Origin of the sequence: Rhizobacter sp. Root1221, from assembly GCF_001425785.1 — a bacterium.
GTDB lineage: Bacteria > Pseudomonadota > Gammaproteobacteria > Burkholderiales > Burkholderiaceae_C > Rhizobacter.
Genome location: NZ_LMDI01000067.1, coordinates 220,937 through 241,761 on the forward strand (window position 1 = coordinate 220,937; position 20,825 = coordinate 241,761).

A 20,825-nucleotide genomic window follows, 5' to 3' on the forward strand; every position below is an offset into this window, starting at 1 on the left:
ACTTGATTCTGCGGCGGCGGCCGTTCGGGCAACCCCGGAAATGCTGTGCAATCTGCCGCCTTTTTGCCGCCTTTTTGGGCAGTTCGTGTCAGAGTTGCGGCCCCAGCCAACCGGCCAGATGTTCCAGCACCTTCTCGCGCCACGGCCGCCGGGCCCATTCCGCCCACGTGACGGGCTTGGCGAGCGCCCAATCCGCCTGGAACACCGCCTCGGCCCGCACGGCGAACGCCTCGTCGTAGACATTCAGATTCGCCTCGTCGTTCAGCCGGAACGACCGGTTGTCGAAGTTGGTCGATCCGACCGACACGAAACGCCCGTCGATGGCCAGCATCTTCACGTGGTACATCGTGGGCTGGAACTCGGCGATCTCCACGCCGGCGGCCAGCAGCTCGCCCCACCGGGCACGCGACGCCGCCCGCACCAGCTTCGTGTCGATCACCGGGCCGGGTGTGACGATGCGCACCCGCACACCGCGCCGCACAGCGGCCACCAGGGCGTCCACCGTCATGTCGTCCGGCACGAAGTACGAACTGGAGAGCAGGATGGACCGGCTGGCCGCGGCGAGGGCCAGCAGGTACATCAGGTGGATCGACTCGCTGCCGCTCGTGGGCGAACTCGACACCATCTGCGCGGCAGCGTCACCCGCCGGTTCGATGGCCGGGAAGTACGTGGGCCCGTGCAACACCCGGCCGGTCACCTTCGTCCAGTTGTCGAGGAACACGGCCTGGAACGTGGCGGCCGCCGGTCCTTCGAGGCGGTAGTGGGTGTCGCGCCAGTGGTCCGGGTCCTGCGCCGCACCCTGCCACTGGTCGGCGATGCCCACGCCCCCGGTGAACGCCACCCGCCCGTCCACCACGAGCAGTTTGCGGTGGGTGCGGTTGTTGAGCCTGGACAGCGTGTACCAGTGGGGCCGGTGGAATCGCTCCACCTCCACCCCGGCGTCGCGCAGTTGCGCGAGGAAGCGGTCTTCCATCTTCGTGCTGCCCACCCAGTCGAGCAGCACGTGCACCGGCACGCCCGCCCTGGCGCGCTCGGAAAGCGCATCGGCAAACGCCTTGCCGATCTCACCCGACCAGTAGATGTAGGTCTCGAACGTGACGGACGTCCGGGCGCCCCGGATCGCCTCCAGCATCGGCGGGAAGATCTCGTCGCCGTTCTGCAGGTCGGTGACCCGGTTGCCCGGCAGCACCGGCGCGGCGAGCAGGCTTGCCATGGCGCGCCGAAAATCAGGGTCGGCAGTGCTGTAGATCCGTTCGACCCGCTGGTCGAGCTCCTTCTCGCCGCCCATCAGGTTCACGGCGAGCAAGGTGACCAGCAGCGTCAGGCCTGCGGTGAGCGCAACGAGGGGCCAGCGGCGTCGGGTCATGCACCTCATTATTCCGGGCCTCGCGCCCGGCAGGGACTTGAACAAGTCAGCCCGAAACCCGGTTGCCTGTAGGTGCACGCCGTTTTGTGACCCATTCGCGGCGCCGGGACCCGCCGAGCCGCCTACCATCCACCCATGCAAGCCGACCCCGACGACCATCCCCTGCCCCTGCCCCTGCCCGCGTCCCCGGCCTGGCACACCACGGCCCGCCGCGTGGCGCTGTGGACCCTGATCGGCCTCACCGTGCTGGGCATCGCCATGGCGGCCTACGTCGCCGCGCTGTTCGGGGCCGCGCCCAGCGTGTCGCAGCTGCTGGACGTGCAGTCCGCCCGGCCGAGCACGCTGCTCAGCGCCGACGGCAAACCGCTCGGCTCGTTCCGCCGCGAGAAGCAGCAGCACGTGGCCCTCGCCGACATCTCACCCCACGTGATCGACGCGCTGATCGCCACCGAAGACCACCGGTTCCGCGAACACCGCGGCATCGATGTGCAGCGCACGCTGAGCGCCCTCTTCCACTCCGCCACGGGCGACATGCAAGGGGGCTCCACGATCACCCAGCAGCTCGCGCGCAACCTGTTCCCGCAGGAGATCGGCCGCTCGCGTTCGCTCGACCGCAAGCTCAAGGAGGCGATCACCGCGCTGCGCATCGAACGGCTCTACACGAAGGACCAGATCCTCGAGACGTACCTCAACACGGTGCCGTTCTTCTACAACGTGGTCGGCATCGAGATGGCGGCCCGCACCTACTGCGACACGTCGGCCAAGTCGCTGGACGAGCTGCAGAGCGCCACGCTTGTCGGCATGCTCAAGGGCACGCAGTACTACAACCCGGTGCGCCACCCTGAGCGGGCCGAAAAACGCCGCAACGTCGTGCTGGGCCAGATGGCACGCCACGGCCACGTGACGGCGGCCCGCCTGGCCGAACTCCAGGCCCGGCCCCTCTCGGTGCGGCTGCGCCACCAGCCCGAGAGCGAAGGCAACGCGCCCCACTTCGTCGGGTACGTGCGCAAGTGGCTCCTCGAATGGGCTGAAACCCACGACGTCGACTTCTACGCCGATGGCCTGGTGGTCGAGACCACGCTGGACTCGCGGCTGCAGGATGCCGCCATCGAGGCCGTGCACGACCAGACCGCACTGCTGCAGCAGGTGGCCGACACCGAGTGGGCGCAGGCCGGCGTGCGCGCCACCTCCCTCCGGCGCACGGCGGGCGAACGCCCCGGCGCGCCGTTCGCCCACCTGTGGAAAAAGCGCCCTGAGCTGCTCGTCTCGTTCGCCCGCGACACGCCGGAATACCGCCGCGCCGTCGAAGGCGGCGCCTCGGCGGAAGACGCGCTGAAGACCGTGTTGGCCGACACCGAGGCGATCGCGCGCCTCAAACGCCAGCGCACCCGGCTCGAGGCGGGGTTCCTCGCCATGGACCCGGCCACCGGCGAGGTCAAGGCCTGGGTGGGCAGCCGCGATTTCGAGGACGACCAGTACGACCACGTGGCCCAGGCCGAACGCCAGCCCGGCTCCACCTTCAAGCCGTTCGTCTACGGCGCGGCGCTGGAGGCCGGCATCGGACCCGACCGCACCTACATCGACGACCCTGTCGAGATCCCGTTGGGTGACGGGCGCGTCTGGAAACCCACCGACATGACCGGCACGAGCGGCCTGCCGATGACCCTGCGGGACGGCCTCGTCCATTCGAAGAACACCATCACGGCCCAGGTCATGCAGGAGGTGGGTGTGGCACGCACCGTCGCGCTGGCCAAGGCCCTCGGGGTCGACCGCAGCCGGCTCGACGCCGTGCCGTCGCTCGCGCTCGGCACCAGCCCGGTCACGCTGCTGGAGATGGTCAACGCCTACGCGTCCATCGCGCGTGAGGGCGTGCGCCACACGCCCGTGGTCGTCCGGCGCATCCTCGACCGCGACGGGCGGGTGCTGGCCTCGTTCGGCGGCGAGGCCCGCCGGGCCATGTCGCCGGATTCGGCGGTCGAACTCATCGACATGATGCGTGGTGTGGTCACCCGAGGCACCGGCACCATGGTGAAGACGCGGTTCGGCATCACGGGGGACGTGGCCGGCAAGACCGGCACCACCCAGAACAACACCGACGGCTGGTTCGTGCTGATGCACCCCCAGCTCGTGGCAGGCGCGTGGGTGGGCTTCAACGATGCGCGGGTGACCATGCGCAGCAACTACTGGGGCCAGGGCGGGCACAACGCGGTGCTGCTGGTGGGTGACTTCTTCCGCACCGCGCTCAAGGAGAAGGCGGTCGACGCGACGGCCACCTTCCCGCCGTCGCGCAGGCCGCCTGCGCCGGTCCCGTCCGAACCGGTCAATGGCTGGGAAGAGGACGGCGGTGGTGAACCGGGCGGTGCGTGGGCCGACGAGCCGGAGGGCAGCCACCCACCGCCGGTCAACGCCACCGACGGTGCGGCCCCGACGGCCGACACCCCCAAGAACGCCTCGGAACTCGAGCCGCTGCTGAAACTCGACGGCGCAAGGGAACTGGTTCCGACCCGGTGATTTCACGTTCCAGGCCGCCTTGGGCGCGGGTGGGACGTGCCGGTTCTGAACGGCCTGGCCGCGAGGTCAGGCCCACCACCCCGCCAGCATGGTGGCGGGGGTTCCCGGATCGTCGGCGTCCGTCACGACGGTCAGCCGCCACCGGGCGCCCTCCGCCACCGCGGCGATGCCCTCCACCTTCCACGGGATGTACAGCGGTTCGATGCGTTGCACCCGGCCGTCGGCCCCCACGGCGCCGATCGCGGCACCCACACAGGCCCCATCGAGGTAGCTGCTGGCCGTGGCTTCGGCCACCGCGGAGAACAGCCACGCCCCGTCCGACAGTGGCGTGGCATCAGTGAAACACAGCGGCACACCCGCAGCCTGGCCCAGGTCGAACCGGTCGATGCGAAGCGGCGCTGGTGCCGGCGCGTGCCCATCCAGCGCCGCCGCCACGGCGGACCAGTCGAACACCACGCACGCGTTGCCGGGCTGGCCAGCATGGCCTCGCTGCAGCAGGTGGAGGCGGCCGTCCGCGACAAAAGCGCCTTCGACGTTCACGTCGGCGAAGGCAGCGTGCAATGGCCCGTAGAGGGCGGCGAGCGACACACGCGTGGCGCCGGCCTCTGCCGGGTGACCGCCCGCGTCGAGGGGCAGCCACACACCCGTGTGCCGGTGAAGCGTGGACCCGGAGCCGAAGGCCATCAGCGCGCCGTGCGGTGCCCCCGGCCACGCCGGCGTGACGCACAACGCCTCCAGGTCGGGTTTCAGGGCCTTGCGGTCGGCCTTGTCCTCGGGCAACACCCCGTCCAGCAGGCGCACGAGGCGGCCGGGGCGCTGGCTCGAGGTGTCGAAGACGCCGAGGTGCAGTTCGTCGTCACCCACCACGAAAGCGTCGGTGCCGATCAGCACGAGGCCACTGGCGGCGCCGAGGTGAGGCCGGCCGCGGGGATGCAACCCCGGGCCCAGGCTCAGCTTTCGAATGGTGGCGAGCTTCATGCGCTTCAGGCCCTGGGGCCGGCCACCAGGCGAAGCAATCGCGTCAACTGCCGGGCTTCGTCGGCGGACAAGCCCGACGCCATGCGCCGGTCGTGCTCGCAGACCGCCTCGGTGATGGCCTTCAGGTCGGCCACCCCTTTCGGCGTGAGCGCAAGGCCGTAGGCGCGCCGGTCTTCCACCGATGGCTGGCGCTCCACGTACCCCATGGCCGCGAGGGCGTCCACCAGCAGCACGGCGCCGGACCGCGCGATGCCGAGGATGCGCGCGAGCTGGGTGAGCTTCAGGTGGTCGTTGCGCGAGATCACCGTCAGCGCCGAGAAACGCTGCGGCGTGATGTTCCACGGCGCGAGTGTCAGCACGAAGTCCTCGTAGATGACGATCTGCGCGCGGCGCACGCTGTAGCCCACCAGCGTGTCCAGCACCCCGTACTCGATGCCGGGGACATGCGGATCGAAGTCGTCGGCCGGGCCTGCCGGCAGGTCGGGGTCGGCGTGCGCACTCATCCGGGGCTCAGCGTGGCGCGAGGGATTGCGGGTCGAAGCCCGTGAGGCGCTTGTAGCGCAGCGAGATGTCGGCCAGTTCCGCGGCCGGAATCACTTCATGGATGTCGGCGAAACCCGCTGGTGCCCGTTCGTGGGCGATTTGCATCACCTGCTCGGGCCCGTTCAGGCGGTTGCGCAGCACGATGGCCGCGGTTTTGGGAAGCCGGTCGGCCTCGTATTCGAGCAGGCCCTGCAACGGGGTGGCGGAGCGCTGCAGCGCGTCGGCGAGGCAGCGCGCGTCGAGAATGGACTGCGCGCTGCCGTTCGACCCGATGGGGTACATCGGGTGGGCCGCGTCGCCGAGCAACACCGTGTGGCCGGACACCCAACGCGGCAACGGATCCTTGTCGACCATCGGAAACTCGTACACCGCCTCGGCGCTGGCGATCAGCGCCGGCACGTCGATCCAGCCCCAGCGCCAGTCGGCGAACTGGGCATCGAACAGGGACTTCGGCACCTCGCGGTTCCAGTCGTTGTGCATGCGCTCGGGCGACACGCGCAGTTCGGCGATCCAGTTGATCAGCGAACGGCCGCGGCGGCGCAGCGGTTCCGAGATGGGGTAGGCCACGAACTTCTGGTCCTGGTGGCCGGCCATGAACATGCTACGGCCATCGAGGTACGGTTCGGCTTCGCTCACCGCCCGCCACAGCATGCGGCCGGCGAACTGCAGCGGGTCGCGCTCGGGGTGCATCTGGCGGCGGATGGCGGAATGGATGCCGTCGGCCCCCACCAGCACGCCGACACGCCGGCGCGAGACCTCGCCGGCGCGGTTGATGAGCCGCACCACCGCCCCGTCGCCATCGTCCTCGAACCCGTCGGCCCGCTGGCCCAGGTGCACGGCCCCGGTGCCGAGGCGGTCGCGCGCGACACCGGCCAGCAGCATCTGGAACTCACCGCGGTGGATCGAGAACTGCGGCCAGGCATAACCCGCGGCCACGCCCCGCGGTTCGTGCCAGATGGGCTGGCCGAAGCGGTTGTAGTACGCGAGCGCCGAGGTCTCGACGCCCAGTTCGGACAACGCTGTCTCGAGGCCGAGTTCGGTGAGTTCGCGCACGGCATGCGGGAGCAGGTTGATGCCCACGCCGAGCGGCCGCAACTCACCGGCAGATTCGTACACCTCGCACTCGATGCCGCGCTGATGAAGCATCAGCGCCAGCGTGAGCCCGCCGATGCCCGCTCCGACGATCCCTACCTTCATGCGCGACGTGCTCCAGCCCTGTGGTGAACCACAAATGTTATGTGCCATAACAATGTGCCGCCATGCTGGAAAACCAGCATGCGGTCCGGGCCTGTGGAACCCCTAGTTTCGAGCCCGCACGGAAGGCGGTGGGCGGCCCTTTCGACGCAACAATTCCCGCTCGCCCGGCCCCGGGCCACGAGGAACCTCTTGCCGAACCTTGCCCTGCCCGCCCCGCTCATGTTGTTGTGCCTCGCCGCCACCGCGGCCGGCGCCGACTGCATCGACCAGGCGGCGCAGCACCACGGCGTCAACGCCCATGTGCTGCGCGCCATCGGCTGGCACGAAAGCCGCCTCAGGCCCGATGCGCTGGCCCGCAACCGCAACGGCACGTGGGACATCGGCGCCTTCCAGATCAACAGCCAGCACCTCGCGGCGCTGGCCCGCCACGGCATCGACGCCCGCGCACTCGGTGACGGCTGTACGTCCGCCTTCGTGGCGGCGTGGCACTACGGGCGGCAGGTGCAACGCCACGGCAACACCTGGCGGGCGGTGGGGGCCTACCACTCGCACACCCCGGCCCGCTCGGCCTGGTATGCCAATGCCATCGCAGGCGTGCTGATGGGCTGGCAGGTGCTGCCGCGGGGCGCGTTGCCCTTCGACCCGGCCACCACGCTGTCGCCCAGGCAACCCGCACTCGCCGCCGCGGGCACCGCCGCCGCGCCGGTCACCCTCTTCGACACCGGCGCCTCGGGCGCCGTCGCCGATCCCTCTAACCCGATCGACCCGATCGACCCGCCCCCAGGAGCCCCATGACCACCCTCACCCACCCCGACGTGATGACCTTGTCCACCGACGTGCGCCAGGGCATCGCCTCCTCGGTGCGCCACGCGTTGCTGTTCGCGCACTCCATCACCGACATCATGATCCACGAGGGCCGCACGATGATGGCCAAGTCGGCCCGGGGCACGCGGCCGCTCCACGAACTGTTCCCGTCGGTCCCCGACTTCGTCGTCACACGCGAGCACATCGTGTGCTACCTGGCCGGCTACGTCGAAGGCGAAGTGCGGCACGACAACGTCCAGCGCTACTGGGACACCAAGCTCAAGCCCATCCTCGAACAGCGCCGCACCGCCAACTTCCGGCTCGACGGCCTGGGCCAGCACGCGCTGCGGTACACGCTGTTCCTGCACGCGGGTGGGCAGCTCGGGCTCGCGATGCGCATCACGCCGGCGGCCATCACCCCGCTGAACCAGCTGTCGCTGCCCGTGCAGTTGCGCGCCACGCTCACCGAAGCCACGTCGGGATTCATCGCCATCACCGGGCCCACCGGCGCGGGCAAGACCGCCACCGCCATGTCCATCCTCGACCACCACAACCGCACGCACTCGGGCCACATCGTCACCATCGAAGACCCTGTGGAGCTGAAACTCACGCCGCAGCGATGCATGGTCACGCAACGCGAGGTGGGCTACGACGTCACCTCGTTCGCCGAAGGCATGCGCGACTCGCTGCGCATGAGCCCCGACGTGATGCTCACCTCCGAGATCCGCGACTCCGAAACCGCCGAGGTGGTCATCCAGGGCGGCGAATCGGGGTCGTTGATGCTGGCCACCATGCATGGCCGTACCACCACGGGCACGTTGCGAAAGATCCTGAGCTACACGGGATCGAACGCCGTGGTGCTGCGCTCGGTGCTCGCGGGCAGCCTGATCGGCGTGGTGCGCCAGGCGCTGGTGCCCTCCATCAAGGGCGACCGGTACCTGCTTGCGGCCGACGTGCTGTTCAACACCGGCAAGGTCACGCAGTTCATCGAGTCCGGCGACTGGATCGGCCTCGAGGCCGCCATCCGCGACGACAAGCTTGGTGCCAGCGAATTCATCAGCATGAACGTGCGTCTGGCCGACCTCGTCAGGCAGGGCGAGGTGGATGCCGCCGAGGCCATGCGCGAAACGTCGGACATGCCGGGCTTGAAGCGGCGGCTGCCGCACAAGTGACCGCTCCCAGGACGAACCCACGGCACGAGACCGTGGCGGGCGGGGCCTGTATCCTGAAGGGCGACGTCATGGCGCGGGGCCTGCTCCGGGAGGCTCGACTCGATTGATCCAGGTCGAGGGGTTGGCCGCCCCTTGGTTGCGCCAGCACCTGCCATCCCGACGCCCGCACCGCCGGCCAACCAAGTCCCTGCCCCACGGCGGCGACTGGTGGCTGGCGGCAGTGCTCGACGTGCCGGCAACCGCGTTGCCCTCCTTCCTGCCGGGCGACGCCGCGCCAGCGACGTTTGACATCCCACCCGGCCTGGCGCTGGCATCGTCGTTCGCCACCCTGAAGGCATTGCCGGGTGCACGGTCGTCGCCGGACGGGCGGCTGCGCGTGACGGCCAATGTGCACGGGGTCGGGCCGTACGCGAGTTCACCGCTGCTGCACGGCCACACGATGCCGTTGAGCGCCACGCAGGTTCTTGTGGTGCTGTGGACCCACTGAGGGCGTGGGCGAAGAAGGAACGGGGCCAAGCCCCGTTCTCTCCCAGGCCGCCCGCCTGGCGGCGAGCGGCCTCTGCACCGGCGCGATGGCCCGAAGGCGCTCACCCCGGCAAGGGGCTCATCGGCTCAACCACGCATCGATGGCGATCCGATAGATCTGCAAGGCCAGGCCATGCAGCAGGCCCGACGCCACGACACTGCAGAGTGTTTCCACCTCGCCCGTCGCCAGCAGGCGCCGGGCCACCGACGCGTGGTCGTGGAACGACTGGACCACCCGCGGGTTGAAGGCGATCAGCCGCGCGAGCTGTTGGCCGTTCCGGGAGCCCGGTTCGAGCGTCAGCGTCAGCGGCTGAACGAGGTAGAGGCGGAACTGCTGGTGGACGGCATGGGCATGGTGTCGCGCAAGAGGGTTGTGCATCGTCTTTTCCGTTCCGTGCGGTGAACAAAAACGGCGAACACGCCTCCCCGCACGGGAGGTGTGTCCACCCCCCGAAGGGAAGAAAGTTGGTTTGCCAGGCGCACGCCACGAGACGCCCGAGGGCGTTGCGTGGGTGTGCATGGACACGCCGGTCACGGCAGGGGCGGATGCCCTGGCCTTGTGACCGGCCAGGGCTGCCGAAGGCACGCGGCAGCGTCGAACGATCAGCGAGCAGGTTTCACGGGGACATCGGGGGTGGGCTCCAGGTGAGGGACACCCCGATGGCAACGGCCCACGCGGGAGCCAGTCCCAGCGGGGCAGAACACCTGCGGTGGCAGGCGGTGGTTGAAAAGCTCCGTATCGTGGAGCGGCCGTTTCGACCGAGGTCGAACGATCAGCCGTCAGGATAGGCCGCCACCGGCGCACCACCGCCTCGCCAGGCGGGTGGTTTCGAATCCGTTTTCAACATGGGGGAGTCGGATTCGTCTGTGGGGGTGTGCGGGAGCCCACAAAGTGCCTGATACTTTGCACACAGGCGCAGGCCAGGGAGGCGCGCCCGGTACCGATCCACGGGGGAACCCATGAACCATCCAACCGACGTCGACGACAACGAGGTCACCGACCACGGCCCCATCTCCGCATTTGGTGAAGCCCAGCCGCCCACCGACGCGGAACGCTACCGCTGGATCCGAGCCAACCGCTCGGATGCTGCGCTGCACGCGGCGCTGCGCGACGCACACTTCGACCACGACTTCAACGTCCAGATCGATGCCGCCATGCGCGCACAACGCGAAGACCACGAGGCCGTGGAACTGCCCCGCGCCGCGAAACCGTTCGGGCGCCGCCGCTCCGATTTCGAGTGACCCCCGCGTCCCAAGGCGCCTGTCACCCGCTGAGCAGCTGAGCGGCACGGTAGTCAGCGGAAGCAGACAGGAAAGCAAACTCAGAAACGGAAACGGGCCCCAGAGGGGCCCGTTTCCTTTGGCTGTCAGTCTGTCTGCATCCTGGACAGCTTCTGGTGCTTCAGTCCCGTTCTGAAGCGGCAAGCCCCCCGGCCGGGCTGCCTTGCCAGCCCAGCCCCCGCGAAATCTGGGCCGCGGCGGCGCGCACCGCGTCTGCCACCGACGAGTTCCAGTCGCTCGGGAAATGATCCTGGTGACCCAGCGTGGTGATGACGATCGCAGGCTGGCCTTCGTGGTCGAACGCCGGTGCACTGAAGGCATTGACGCCTGGGATCGGACGCCCCTCCGCACGTACCAGCCCGTGCGCGCTGAGGTCCTGCCTGGCCTGGCGCAGCACCTTGAGTTCGGCCGCCGAGAACGCGATGGCCTGCCCGGGTTCGTCGCCCACCGCGCCGGGCGACGCCCGGACCACGCGCTTTTCAGGCAGGGCGCCGGCGAATGCCCGCCCGGTGGCGGTGCCCAGGATGGACATCACCGTGCCGGAGCGCATGGCCACCAGCAGCGGCTGGCGCGCCTCGATCATGCGAACCACTGTCGGCCCGAGGTTCCCCCAGAGCGCCAGCGCCACCGCGAAACCGGTAGATGACGCCAGGTCTTCGGCCACCGGCCCGGCCACGCGCACCGGGTCGAGCTGGCTCAGGCTGGCCAGCCCCACCTGCAGCGCGGAGGGCCCGAGCGCATAGCGGCCGGTGGCCTTGTCCTGCTCGATCAGCCCGAGCTTGCCAAAGCTCACCAGGTAGGGATGGGCGCGCGCAGGCGTCAAGCCCGCTTGGGCCGCGAGGTCCTTCAGGTTCATCGGGCCGTGGTGTGCCGCCAGGGCGAGCAGCAACCTGCCGCCGACTTCGATCGACTGCACGGCGCGTTGTCCGGGGTCTTTCTCAGGTTCGTCTTGCATGGGGAAGTGAGGTCTCCGTGGGATCGTTCAGATTTTGCCGTACACAAACCAGTTTGCCAAATGCAAACACCAAACCTATACTGCAAACTCATTTGTCTATTACGAATACGAGGCACCCATGACCGTTCCGAAGAAGTTCGCATCCCAGGCCGACCTTGAGGAGAAGCAGGTCAGCTTCACCCAGCTCTCGGAGCACGCCTGGGCGTACACCGCCGAAGGCGACCCGAACACCGGCATCGTCATCGGCGACGACGCGGTGCTGGTGGCCGACACCCAAGCCACGCCGGCCATGGCCGCCGACGTGATCCGCCGCATCCGCGAGGTCACCGACAAGCCGATCAAGTACGTGGTGCTGACGCACTACCACGCGGTGCGCGTGCTGGGCGCCTCGGCCTACCAGCCGCAGCAGATCCTCGCCAGCCAGGACACCTACGACCTGATCGTCGAGCGCGGCGAGGCCGACAAGGCCAGCGAGATCGGCCGCTTCCCGCGCCTGTTCCGCAACGTCGAGACGGTGCCTGCGGGCATGACCTGGCCCACGATCACCTTCACCGGCAAGATGACCCTGTGGCTCGGCAAGCTCGAGGTGCAGTTGCTGCAGCTCGGCCGCGGCCACACCAAGGGCGACACGGTGGTATGGCTGCCGCAGGAGCGCACGCTGCTGTCCGGCGACCTGGTCGAGTTCGACGCCACGCCCTACGCCGGCGATGCCTACTTCAGCGACTGGCCGCAGACGCTGGCCAACATCGCCGCACTGGAACCACTCGCGCTCGTGCCCGGCCGCGGCCCCGCGCTCAAGGGTGAAGCCCAGGTGCAGCAGGGCCTGGACGCCACGCGAGACTTCGTCAGCGACCTGTACGCCAACGTCAAGAAAGGCACCGCGGCCGGCAAGGACCTGAAGACCGTCTATAAGGAAACCTACGCCGCCCTGCAGCCGAAGTACGGCTCGTGGGTCATCTTCGACCACTGCATGCCCTTCGATGTGACGCGCGCGTTCGACGAGGCCACCCAGTTCCGCGACCCGCGCATCTGGACCGCCGAACGCGATCGCCAGATGTGGGAAACCCTGGAGGGTTGAGCATGGCCCGCACCTCCCTCGGCTACGGTTCGGACGGGCAGACGATCCAGGCCTTCGAGTTCGACTACCGGCGTTCGATCGACCAGGACGCCGCCGCCCCGGTGCGGCACCCGGTGGTGGTGGTCGGCGGCGGCCCGGTCGGCCTGAGCCTTGCGATCGACCTCGCCCAGCGCGGCCAGCGCGTGCTGCTGCTCGACAACGACAGCAAGCTGTCCACCGGCTCGCGCGCGATCTGCTTCGCCAAGCGCACGCTGGAAATCTGGGACCGCCTGGGCGTGGGCGACGCGATGTGCGCCAAGGGCGTGGGCTGGAACGTCGGCAAGGTGTTCTTCGGCAACGAACAGCTCTACCGCTTCGACCTGCTGCCCGAACCGGGGCACCAGCGGCCGGCGTTCATCAACCTGCAGCAGTACTACGCCGAGGCCTTTCTCGCGGTGCGCGCCGCCGAGCTGCCCAACCTCGAGATCCGCTGGAAGAACCAGGTCGTTGCCCTCGAGCAAGACGCCGACGGCGTGCGCATCGGCATCGACACGCCCGACGGCCGCTACACGATCGCCGCCGGCCACGTGGCCGCCTGCGACGGGTCCCGTTCCCCGCTGCGCGCGCTGCTCGGCCAGGAGAGCAAGGGCCGGACCTTCCGTGACCGCTTCCTGATCGCCGACGTCCGCATGCAAGTCGACAGCTTGGCGCCGCACCGCTCCGAGCCAGGCGCCCCGTCCTCCGGAGGGCAGCGTCAAGGCGAAGCCACGAGTCCGGAGGCTCCCGGTTTCCCGGCCGAGCGCTGGTTCTGGTTCGACCCGCCCTTCCACCCCAATCAAAGCGTCCTGTTGCACCGCCAGCCCGACGGTGTCTGGCGCATCGACTTCCAGCTCGGCTGGGACGCCGATCCCGACGAGGAAAAGAAGCCGGAAAAGATCAAGCCGCGCGTTGACGCGATGTTGCGCCAAGCGCTCGGCCGCGAGGTTCCGTTCGAGCTGGAATGGGCCAGCGTCTACACCTTCTCCTGCTTGCGCATGGACCGCTTCCGGCTCGGCCGGGTGCTGTTCGCCGGCGACTCGGCACATGGCGTTTCGCCGTTTGGCGCGCGTGGAGCGAACTCGGGTGTGCAAGACGCCGAGAACCTGGCGTGGAAGCTCGATGCGGTGCTGCGCGGCGCGGCCGGCGATTCGCTGCTGGACAGCTATGCCGAGGAACGCGAGTACGCCGCCGACGAGAACATTCTGAACTCGACGCGGGCGACCGACTTCATCACACCGAAGAGCGAGGTCAGCCGGCTGTTCCGCGATGCCGTGCTGCAGCTGTCCAAGCACCACCCCTTCGCGCGCACGCTGGTCAACAGCGGCCGGTTGTCGGTGCCTGCCACGCTGCACAGGTCACCGCTCAACACGCCGGATGCGGACCGTTTCAAAGGCCACATGGTGCCCGGCGCAGCAGCGGCCGATGCGCCGGTGCGCCTGCCCGACCAGCAACGCGGCTGGCTGCTGCGCCAACTGGGGCCGGGCTTCACGCTGGTGCTGGCTGCGGGTGAAAGCAGCGCGGCGCTGGCCGCCAAGCTGGCTGACATGCGCCTGCCGGTGCCGCTGGACGTGCTGACGATCGCCCCGTCCGCCGCCGCCGACAGCTCGGCCACGCTGGCCGATGTGGACGGGCTCGTCGCGCAGCGCTACGACCTGCAGCCCGGCAATGCGGTGCTGTTGCGCCCCGACCACCATGTCTGCGCGCGCTGGCGCCACCCCGACGCCGACGCCGTCCGGCGTGCCGTCACCCGTGCGCTCGCACTCCATTGAAGGAACCGGCGATGCCCCTCGTCACCACCCCGAACCTGAGCGCACCGGACGACTTCTACGAAGCGCTGATCGACGCCCACAAAGACTTGCCGATCGAAGAAAGCCACGCGCTGAACGCGCGGCTGATCCTGCTGCTCGCCAATCACATCGGCGCGATCGACGTCCTGCGCGAAGCGCTGGAGGCCGCGCGCCAGCGCCCCACCGACCGTTGAACCTGCCCTGGAAGGACTTCCATGACCTCCTCTCGCATTGCACGCCGCCTGCTTGCCCTGATCGTGGTGGCCGCGCCCTTCGCCCTGCTTCCCGCCATCACGCAGGCTCAACGCGACAAGCCGATCGAATGGGTTGTCGGCTATGCCGCCGGTGGGGGCTCGGACGCCGTTGCCCGCACGGTGGCCGAGGCGATGAGCAAGTCACTCGGCCGCACCATCGTCGTCAACAACAAGCCCGGCGCTGCGACCAACATCGCCGCCGACTACGTGGCCAAGTCGAAGGATTTCGGCAACGTGATGCTGACGGCCGACTTCGCGACGCTCGCCGCGAACCCCACGCTGTTCAGCAAGCTGCCCTACGACCCGGTGAAGGACTTCGCCCCGGTCGGCTTGCTGGCGCGCTTTCCGCTGATCCTCGTGGTTGGCCCTCAAGTCCCGGCAAAGGACTTCAAGGAGTTCGTGGCCTGGGTCAAGAGCCAGCCCGAGGGCATCAGCTACGCGTCGGCCGGTGCCGGCAGCCCGCACCACCTGGCCACCGAGTTGCTGCGCGAGCGCACCGGCCTGAAGCTGCAGCACGTGCCGTACCGCGGCGCTGCGTTGGCAGTCCAGGACCTGATCGGCGGACAAATCCCGTTCGGCCTGATGGACAGTGCCAGCGTGCAGCAGCACCTCGGTTCGGGCAGGTTGCGCGCGATCGGCATCGCAAGCCCGGCACGGCTGAAGACGCTCGCCGAGATCCCGACGCTGGCAGAGCAAGGCCTCGCCGGCTTCGAAGCCCATGCGTGGCAGGGCCTGGTCGTTCCCGCCGGCACGAGCCCGGATGTCGTGGCCAAGCTGAGCAAGGCCCTGCAGGAGGCGCTCGACTCGACGCCCGTGAAGGCTCGTTTCCAGACCCTGTCCCTGGAGGCACTGCCCGGCACGCCACAGCAGATGGCCTCCTACGCCGCAGCCGAGCGCGAGCGATGGGGCAAGTTGATCAAGGCCAACAACATCCGGCTGGACTGAAATGAACCCATCCATGAACGACAACCCACGCCGCTATCAATCCGGCTTCGGCAACGAGTTCGCCAGCGAAGCGGTGCCTGGTGCACTACCCGTGGGCCGCAACAGCCCGCAGCAGGTGCCCCATGGCCTGTACGCCGAGCTGTTCTCGGGCACGGCGTTCACCGCACCGCGCCATGCCAATCTGCGCAGCTGGTTGTACCGCCGCCAGCCGTCGGTGGTGGTCGGCGGCTTCGAGCCATTCGCGCAACCCTTTCTCAAGACCGGCGCCCGCGATGGCGTGGCAGCGCCGCCGAACCCGATGCGCTGGCAACCGATCGAGATTCCCGGCACACCGACCGATTTCGTCGAGGGCTTGCGCACCGTGGTCGTCAATGGTGATGCCGACGCCCAGACCGGCATGGCCGCGCACCTCTACCTCGCCAACCGCTCGATGACCGATCGCGCGTTCGTCAATGCCGATGGCGAGCTGCTGCTGGTGCCGCAGCAGGGCAAGCTCACCCTCACCACCGAGCTCGGTGTGCTGGACGTTGCCCCCGGCGAGGTGGCCTTGCTGCCGCGCGGCATGGCATTCAAGGTTGCGGTCGACGGACCGTCGCGTGGCTACGTCTGCGAAAACTACGGCGCGCCGTTCCGGCTGCCCGAGCTCGGCCCGATCGGCAGCAACGGGCTCGCGAACCCGCGCGACTTTCTCTCCCCCGTGGCCGCCTTCGAAGACCCGGTCGGCAGCTACGAGATCGTGCGCAAGTTCGGCGGCGCGCTCTGGCAAGGGCGCGCACCGGCGACGCCCTTCAACGTCGTGGCCTGGCACGGCAACCTGGCTCCGGTGAAGTACGACACCGCGCACTTCATGACGATCGGTTCGATCAGCTTCGACCACCCGGACCCGTCGATCTTCACGGTCCTCACCAGCCCGAGCGACACCCCCGGCACGGCGAACGTCGACTTCGTGATCTTCCCGCCGCGCTGGATGGTCGCCGAGGACACCTTCCGCCCGCCCTGGTACCACCGCAACGTGATGAGCGAGTTCATGGGCCTGGTGCATGGGCAGTACGACGCCAAGCCCGAGGGTTTCAAGCCCGGCGGCATGAGCATGCACAACTCCATGGTGCCGCACGGGCCCGACACCGACGCCTTCGACAAGGCGACGAGCGCCGAACTGGCACCGCACAAGCTCGACCACACGCTCGCGTTCATGTTCGAGAGCCGTTGGCGCTTCCACCCCACCGAGTTCGCGCTGCATGACAGCGCATTCGATGAAACCTACGCCCACTGCTGGGCCGGACTGAAGGACCGCTTCACACCATGACAATCGACGCCACCCATGACCCGGCGCTGCAAAGCTGGGTCGAGTCGGCCAACTCGGCCGACACCGACTTCCCCGTCCAGAACCTGCCCTTCGGCCGCTTCAGGTCCGCGGCCCATGAGGAATGGCGCATCGGCGTGGCCATTGGCGACCAGGTGCTCGACCTGCGCGCTGCCGGGCTGACCGACCACGCCGACATGAACCAGTTGATGGGGCTGGCGCCGAACGAGCGGCGAGCCTTGCGCCGTTCCCTGTCGGACGGGCTGCGGCGGGGTAGCGCGCAAGAGAAGGCGTGGCAAGCGGCGCTGTTCGCGGCCAGCACCGTCGAACTGGGGTTGCCCTGCCGCATCGGCGACTACACCGACTTCTACATCGGCATCCACCACGCCGCCACGGTCGGCAAGCTGTTCCGTCCGGACAACCCGCTTCTGCCCAACTACAAGTGGGTGCCGATCGGCTACCACGGCCGCGCATCGACCATTCTTCCGAGCGGCCACCCGTTCATGCGCCCCCAGGGCCAGCTCAAGGCGGCTGACGCGGCGCCGCGCCTCGCAGCCACGCAACGCCTGGACTTCGAGCTCGAGGTAGGCCTGTTCGTCGGCCGTGGCAACCGCCTCGGCGAGCCAATCCCGATTGCAAGCGCCGAAGAGCACCTGTTCGGCATCGCCCTCTTCAACGACTGGAGCGCGCGCGACGTGCAGGCCTGGGAGTACCAACCGCTCGGCCCCTTCCTGTCGAAGAACTTCGCCTCGACGGTCTCACCGTGGATCGTGACGATGGAAGCCCTGGCCCCCTACCGGCGCCCCTTGGTCCGCCCCGAGGGCGATCCGCAGCCCCTGCCCTACCTCGACAGCGAGGCCAATCGCCACGCGGGCGCGATCGACATCGAGCTGGAGGTCCGGCTGCAAAGCCGCCTGATGCGCGAGTCGGGCATCCCCGCGCAGTGCATCAGCCGTTCGAACTTCGCGGACGCAGCCTACTGGACCGCAGCGCAGCTGATCGCACACCACACGGTCAACGGTTGCGCACTCGCCAGCGGCGACCTGCTCGGCTCGGGCACGCTGTCCGGCCCGCACCCCGAGCAGGCCGGCTCGCTCCTCGAGCTGACGCAGGGCGGCAAGCAACCCTTCGGCTTGCCCGGTGGCGAAGTGCGAAGCTTCCTCGAAGATGGCGACAACGTCACCCTCATCGGCAGCTGCTCGCGGGCCGGCTTCCGCCGCATCGGCTTCGGCCGTTGTGAAGCGACCGTCGAACCTTCGTGGCGGTAGTCCGAACGGACGACGTCACCGGATCGCGGCGCTTTGTCGCGCTGCAGCATGCCGGTTCCGAGGGACCGGCCCTCCGATCGAATCTGCGCCGCGGTCAATGGCCCGGAGTTCCCTGTCAGTCAATCCGCAAGTCCGTGTGGTGAAAGGCAGGCCGGCCGGCCTGCGCGCTTTCACTAGGCCCGTGCGCAAAAGGCGCCACTAAACTGCAAGGGCACGATGGGCAGAGGGACACGATGCATCACACACACTGGTCGACGAACCGGATTCTCGCCTGCGATCGGGCGCAGGCCTGGAGCAATATCACCACACGCTACTTCGGTCGCCTGCGCGTTTCCAGCTTGGACGACGGGCCGCTGGATGCCTCGCTCGATGCCTTCGACGTGGGATCCCTCCGCATGTTCCGCATTGACGCACCGGCTCACCAGGTCGAACGGGACGCCGCATGCGGCGAACTGCCAAGCGACGATTTCTACAAGTTGGTGCTGCAGGTGGGCGGCCGCGGCGTCGTCGAACAGCAGCAGCGTCGCGTGGTGCTGCAGCCGGGCCACTGGATCCTTTATGACCCTCGCGCCCCGTATTCGATCATCAACCCCGAACGCTGCACCCTGCTCGTGACACAAGTGCCGCGTGCACTGCTCGCCGGCCTGCGACTGCCCGGGCCGCACGCCGGTGAACTGGGCAATGACAACGTGGCCGGTCTGCACGGCGTCTTCGGCAGCTACCTCCGCGCGCTGAGCGAACAACTGCCCGGCCTGCCGGACGGTGCGGGCCAAGCTGTGAGCGAGTCCGTCATGGGACTGCTCGGCTCCACGTTGGCAGAAACCCTGCGGCGCATCGGAGAGCCAGTGCCCCTGCCCTCATTGCTCAAGATGCGCGCGCGCCAGTATGTGCAGACGCATCTGTCCGATCCGGAGCTGAGCATTCAACGCATTGCCGATGCACTTCGCTGTTCCAAGCGCTATTTGCACCGCGTGTTCGAGGATGACGATGTGAGCCTGGAGCGCCACATCTGGAACAGCCGTCTGGAACGCTGCCACGCGGCGCTCACGCATGATGCCAACGCGAACCGCTCGGCCGCGGAGATCGGCTTCGCGTGGGGTTTCAGCAGCAGCGCGCACCTGAATCGCCTGTTCAAGCAACGCTACGGCCTCACGCCGGGTGCGTGCCAACGGCGGGCTGCCGAGACACGAGGCAATGCGGTGACGCAGTAGCACCGCGTCCGGTCTTCTTCACACCTTCGTGATTGGCAGGAATGCTGATGCGGGGTGCGCGCGGCGCACCTCGCGTGCCAGGTTGGCATCTTCCTCCTCGCTGCCGTGGCCTGCGAACAGCGGGGACACAAGAACACACGCGCATAGATTCGGCAGCGTGAACTCAGGTGGACACCTTGCCAGACGCCGCCCCCCTTCCCGCAGGCGGCATGACACCGATTCGAAGGCACGCGTGGTCGCGCCATGTGCCGAGCCTGGCGCCTCCGTCGCTCAGGTGGCGATGGCCAACGACCTGAACGCCAACCTCGTGCACAAGTGGCGCCGAGGCACAGAGCCTGCCACCCCCGGCGGCCGCGTTCATCGAGCTGTCGATGCCGCACGCGGCAAGCCCGGCTCCAACTCCGGAGATCCGCATCGAACTCAAGCGCAGCGCGACGACCGTCTCGATCAGTTGGCCGACAGAGTTCGCCGCCGAATGCGTGGTCTGGCTGCGGGAACTGCTGAGGTGATCCGGATCGACGCGGTGTGGTTGGCGGTACAACCTCTGGACATGCGAGCCGGCTCGCACACGGCCCTGGGTCGTCGATCCGTGGGTCTATCTCAAGGACGTACTCGAGCAGCTACCGATGTATCCGAGCCATCGAATCGACGAGCTGTTACCGCACCGATGGGCGGTTGTACCTGGCGCATAGGGTGATTCCCCGGCCAGAGGCGTGGAATACTCAAGCCACTATGACGCACACAGACCCAATCGAAGACCTCGCCTACACCGTGATCATCGTAAGCTGCGAAACGCCTGGCTGTCTGAATATCTTCGAGCCTTCGGCGGATGAACCGTTCACTCACCCGATCGAATTATGGGCAGCTGAAATCGCCGTTCGAGCCCGACATGCTGGCTGGAGCACCGGGGCCAACGGCTCAGTCCACTGCCCGGCGCATGGCAAGGTCAACATGTCAAATCAGACCCGCGACTGATGCGACGTACGCCAAGTTGCCGATCACGCCATCGCATCAGGCAGCAAAGACCGGATGACCAGACGCTTACTACGAGGCTTCAGGGGTGCGCCATGCTCCGAGCTCGAAAACGGGCACAAGAACGCCCCGTGAACGGGGCTTTTTGTTGGTCTTCGCGGCAGTCAGCGACAGGCTGCGAACGCATAGGAGGGAGAGATCTGAAACGCCTGGAACCCGCATGGATACTGGCTTCCCGGACCTCCCACTTCTTCCGGGGTCACAGTCGGGGTCACACTTGTGAGCAGCAAGGTCTGGTCCTGCCGCACGCAGGACCGTCAGACTTGGGCTGACAGTGCCCGCACGCGGTTAAGAAACCCAGCGCATCCTCTGTTCCAAAACCTCACCGACGCCGCCAAAGCTAACTTCGAAACCGTATCCGCATCGTGGTGCCCACAGAACTTGGATGTGCATCTGCGCCTTGTCCTCCAAGAGAGCAAAGGCCACGTATGGGACACGCGTAATCGCGACCTCCAGCGTCGGGATCAGTGCGCCCTGCCGAAGCAACCGTAAGCTCCCCCGTCAAGTAGACAGCCCATTCCTGGAGTCTGCGACGGTGGTCAGCCTGGGCAGGAACTTGCGCGGTGGCAGCCCGCCCAGTGCGTCGTGAGGTCGGTG

The 20,825-nt window shown here is 68.2% G+C and carries 20 protein-coding genes and 2 pseudogenes; 16 read left to right on the forward strand and 6 right to left on the reverse strand.

Annotated features, from left to right (window positions below):
* Positions 1–88: 88 nt before the first annotated feature.
* The gene (locus tag ASC87_RS28235) at positions 89–1,366 is read right to left on the reverse strand and encodes a phosphatidylserine/phosphatidylglycerophosphate/cardiolipin synthase family protein (RefSeq protein WP_157604428.1); all 1,278 of its coding nucleotides are present in this window, start codon (positions 1,364–1,366) and stop codon (positions 89–91) included.
* A gap of 135 nt (positions 1,367–1,501) precedes the next feature.
* Between ASC87_RS28235 and ASC87_RS28240 the strand changes: the two genes are divergently transcribed.
* Positions 1,502–3,877, forward strand: a complete 2,376-nt coding sequence (locus ASC87_RS28240) for a penicillin-binding protein 1A (RefSeq protein ID WP_056671080.1) — start codon at positions 1,502–1,504, stop codon at positions 3,875–3,877.
* A 66-nt stretch (positions 3,878–3,943) separates the two neighbouring features.
* On the opposite strand, the gene ASC87_RS28245 is transcribed toward ASC87_RS28240, so the two are convergent.
* The 3 genes from ASC87_RS28245 to ASC87_RS28255 are packed head-to-tail and all read right to left on the reverse strand — an operon-like array spanning position 3,944 to position 6,595.
* Complete coding sequence (locus ASC87_RS28245) at positions 3,944–4,855, reverse strand: hypothetical protein (RefSeq protein ID WP_056671084.1); 912 nt, start codon at positions 4,853–4,855, stop codon at positions 3,944–3,946.
* 5 nt (positions 4,856–4,860) lie between these two features.
* Positions 4,861–5,358 (reverse strand): MarR family winged helix-turn-helix transcriptional regulator, encoded by a 498-nt coding sequence (locus tag ASC87_RS28250; protein ID WP_056671087.1) that lies wholly within the window; start codon positions 5,356–5,358, stop codon positions 4,861–4,863.
* A 7-nt stretch (positions 5,359–5,365) separates the two neighbouring features.
* Positions 5,366–6,595, reverse strand: a complete 1,230-nt coding sequence (locus ASC87_RS28255) for a flavin-dependent oxidoreductase (protein ID WP_056671090.1) — start codon at positions 6,593–6,595, stop codon at positions 5,366–5,368.
* Positions 6,596–6,784: 189 nt separating this feature from the next.
* Between ASC87_RS28255 and ASC87_RS28260 the strand changes: the two genes are divergently transcribed.
* From ASC87_RS28260 to ASC87_RS28270, 3 genes are all read left to right on the forward strand, one after another.
* Positions 6,785–7,390 (forward strand): lytic transglycosylase domain-containing protein, encoded by a 606-nt coding sequence (locus ASC87_RS28260; protein WP_235582331.1) that lies wholly within the window; start codon positions 6,785–6,787, stop codon positions 7,388–7,390.
* Positions 7,387–8,571: a type IV pilus twitching motility protein PilT gene (locus ASC87_RS28265; protein WP_056671093.1), complete on the forward strand. Its 1,185-nt coding sequence runs from the start codon at positions 7,387–7,389 to the stop codon at positions 8,569–8,571. Before ASC87_RS28260 ends, ASC87_RS28265 begins: the two co-directional genes overlap by 4 nt.
* Positions 8,572–8,674: 103 nt before the next feature.
* Entirely contained in the window at positions 8,675–9,058 is a 384-nt protein-coding gene (locus tag ASC87_RS28270) for a hypothetical protein (protein ID WP_235582332.1), read from the forward strand.
* A gap of 117 nt (positions 9,059–9,175) precedes the next feature.
* Here ASC87_RS28270 and ASC87_RS28275 read toward each other — a convergent pair whose 3' ends face one another.
* A complete protein-coding gene (locus ASC87_RS28275; RefSeq protein ID WP_056671100.1) occupies positions 9,176–9,475 on the reverse strand; it encodes a hypothetical protein in 300 nt (99 codons plus the stop codon).
* A 581-nt stretch (positions 9,476–10,056) separates the two neighbouring features.
* Between ASC87_RS28275 and ASC87_RS28280 the strand changes: the two genes are divergently transcribed.
* The gene (locus tag ASC87_RS28280) at positions 10,057–10,338 is read left to right on the forward strand and encodes a hypothetical protein (RefSeq protein WP_056671103.1); all 282 of its coding nucleotides are present in this window, start codon (positions 10,057–10,059) and stop codon (positions 10,336–10,338) included.
* A 160-nt stretch (positions 10,339–10,498) separates the two neighbouring features.
* Here the strand turns inward: ASC87_RS28280 and ASC87_RS28285 are convergent, their stop codons facing one another.
* The gene (locus tag ASC87_RS28285; RefSeq protein WP_056671107.1) at positions 10,499–11,332 is read right to left on the reverse strand and encodes an IclR family transcriptional regulator; all 834 of its coding nucleotides are present in this window, start codon (positions 11,330–11,332) and stop codon (positions 10,499–10,501) included.
* A gap of 118 nt (positions 11,333–11,450) precedes the next feature.
* Between ASC87_RS28285 and ASC87_RS28290 the strand changes: the two genes are divergently transcribed.
* From ASC87_RS28290 to ASC87_RS32310, 11 genes and pseudogenes are all read left to right on the forward strand, one after another.
* Complete coding sequence (locus tag ASC87_RS28290) at positions 11,451–12,410, forward strand: MBL fold metallo-hydrolase (RefSeq protein WP_056671110.1); 960 nt, start codon at positions 11,451–11,453, stop codon at positions 12,408–12,410.
* Between the two features lie 2 nt (positions 12,411–12,412).
* Positions 12,413–14,197, forward strand: coding sequence for an FAD-dependent oxidoreductase (locus ASC87_RS28295; protein WP_056671113.1), 1,785 nt, complete (start codon positions 12,413–12,415; stop codon positions 14,195–14,197).
* A gap of 11 nt (positions 14,198–14,208) precedes the next feature.
* Entirely contained in the window at positions 14,209–14,409 is a 201-nt protein-coding gene (locus ASC87_RS28300) for a DUF2783 domain-containing protein (protein WP_056671116.1), read from the forward strand.
* A gap of 21 nt (positions 14,410–14,430) precedes the next feature.
* The gene (locus ASC87_RS28305) at positions 14,431–15,414 is read left to right on the forward strand and encodes a tripartite tricarboxylate transporter substrate binding protein (protein WP_200954560.1); all 984 of its coding nucleotides are present in this window, start codon (positions 14,431–14,433) and stop codon (positions 15,412–15,414) included.
* Between the two features lie 13 nt (positions 15,415–15,427).
* Entirely contained in the window at positions 15,428–16,720 is a 1,293-nt protein-coding gene (gene hmgA, locus ASC87_RS28310; protein ID WP_082569025.1) for a homogentisate 1,2-dioxygenase, read from the forward strand.
* Entirely contained in the window at positions 16,717–17,985 is a 1,269-nt protein-coding gene (fahA, locus tag ASC87_RS28315; protein WP_056671123.1) for a fumarylacetoacetase, read from the forward strand. Before hmgA ends, fahA begins: the two co-directional genes overlap by 4 nt.
* 233 nt (positions 17,986–18,218) lie before the next feature.
* The gene (locus tag ASC87_RS28320; protein ID WP_056671125.1) at positions 18,219–19,196 is read left to right on the forward strand and encodes a helix-turn-helix domain-containing protein; all 978 of its coding nucleotides are present in this window, start codon (positions 18,219–18,221) and stop codon (positions 19,194–19,196) included.
* A 157-nt stretch (positions 19,197–19,353) separates the two neighbouring features.
* A pseudogene (locus ASC87_RS34015) lies at positions 19,354–19,518 on the forward strand (transposase); the annotation flags it as partial.
* Positions 19,519–19,567: 49 nt separating this feature from the next.
* Positions 19,568–19,705: a hypothetical protein gene (locus tag ASC87_RS32560; RefSeq protein WP_162255216.1), complete on the forward strand. Its 138-nt coding sequence runs from the start codon at positions 19,568–19,570 to the stop codon at positions 19,703–19,705.
* Between the two features lie 84 nt (positions 19,706–19,789).
* Positions 19,790–19,888 (forward strand): annotated as a pseudogene (locus tag ASC87_RS32565) (transposase domain-containing protein); the annotation flags it as partial.
* A gap of 40 nt (positions 19,889–19,928) precedes the next feature.
* Positions 19,929–20,171 (forward strand): hypothetical protein, encoded by a 243-nt coding sequence (locus ASC87_RS32310; RefSeq protein ID WP_157604431.1) that lies wholly within the window; start codon positions 19,929–19,931, stop codon positions 20,169–20,171.
* Positions 20,172–20,825 lie beyond the last annotated feature (654 nt).

Bases quoted from the DNA above. Each gene is read 5' to 3' on its own strand.
- ASC87_RS28320 (WP_056671125.1), top strand. From the start codon at position 18,219: ATGCATCACACACACTGGTCGACGAACCGGATTCTCGCCTGCGATCGG.
- ASC87_RS28250 (WP_056671087.1), bottom strand. From the start codon at position 5,358: ATGAGTGCGCACGCCGACCCCGACCTGCCGGCAGGCCCGGCCGACGAC.
- ASC87_RS28245 (WP_056671084.1), bottom strand. From the start codon at position 4,855: ATGAAGCTCGCCACCATTCGAAAGCTGAGCCTGGGCCCGGGGTTGCAT.
- ASC87_RS28275 (WP_056671100.1), bottom strand. From the start codon at position 9,475: ATGCACAACCCTCTTGCGCGACACCATGCCCATGCCGTCCACCAGCAG.
- ASC87_RS28295 (WP_056671113.1), top strand. From the start codon at position 12,413: ATGGCCCGCACCTCCCTCGGCTACGGTTCGGACGGGCAGACGATCCAG.
- ASC87_RS28285 (WP_056671107.1), bottom strand. From the start codon at position 11,332: ATGCAAGACGAACCTGAGAAAGACCCCGGACAACGCGCCGTGCAGTCG.
- ASC87_RS32560 (WP_162255216.1), top strand. From the start codon at position 19,568: ATGCCGCACGCGGCAAGCCCGGCTCCAACTCCGGAGATCCGCATCGAA.
- fahA (WP_056671123.1), top strand. From the start codon at position 16,717: ATGACAATCGACGCCACCCATGACCCGGCGCTGCAAAGCTGGGTCGAG.
- ASC87_RS28290 (WP_056671110.1), top strand. From the start codon at position 11,451: ATGACCGTTCCGAAGAAGTTCGCATCCCAGGCCGACCTTGAGGAGAAG.
- ASC87_RS28255 (WP_056671090.1), bottom strand. From the start codon at position 6,595: ATGAAGGTAGGGATCGTCGGAGCGGGCATCGGCGGGCTCACGCTGGCG.
- ASC87_RS28280 (WP_056671103.1), top strand. From the start codon at position 10,057: ATGAACCATCCAACCGACGTCGACGACAACGAGGTCACCGACCACGGC.
- ASC87_RS28300 (WP_056671116.1), top strand. From the start codon at position 14,209: ATGCCCCTCGTCACCACCCCGAACCTGAGCGCACCGGACGACTTCTAC.
- ASC87_RS32310 (WP_157604431.1), top strand. From the start codon at position 19,929: ATGACGCACACAGACCCAATCGAAGACCTCGCCTACACCGTGATCATC.
- hmgA (WP_082569025.1), top strand. From the start codon at position 15,428: ATGAACGACAACCCACGCCGCTATCAATCCGGCTTCGGCAACGAGTTC.
- ASC87_RS28240 (WP_056671080.1), top strand. From the start codon at position 1,502: ATGCAAGCCGACCCCGACGACCATCCCCTGCCCCTGCCCCTGCCCGCG.
- ASC87_RS28265 (WP_056671093.1), top strand. From the start codon at position 7,387: ATGACCACCCTCACCCACCCCGACGTGATGACCTTGTCCACCGACGTG.
- ASC87_RS28235 (WP_157604428.1), bottom strand. From the start codon at position 1,366: ATGACCCGACGCCGCTGGCCCCTCGTTGCGCTCACCGCAGGCCTGACG.
- ASC87_RS28305 (WP_200954560.1), top strand. From the start codon at position 14,431: ATGACCTCCTCTCGCATTGCACGCCGCCTGCTTGCCCTGATCGTGGTG.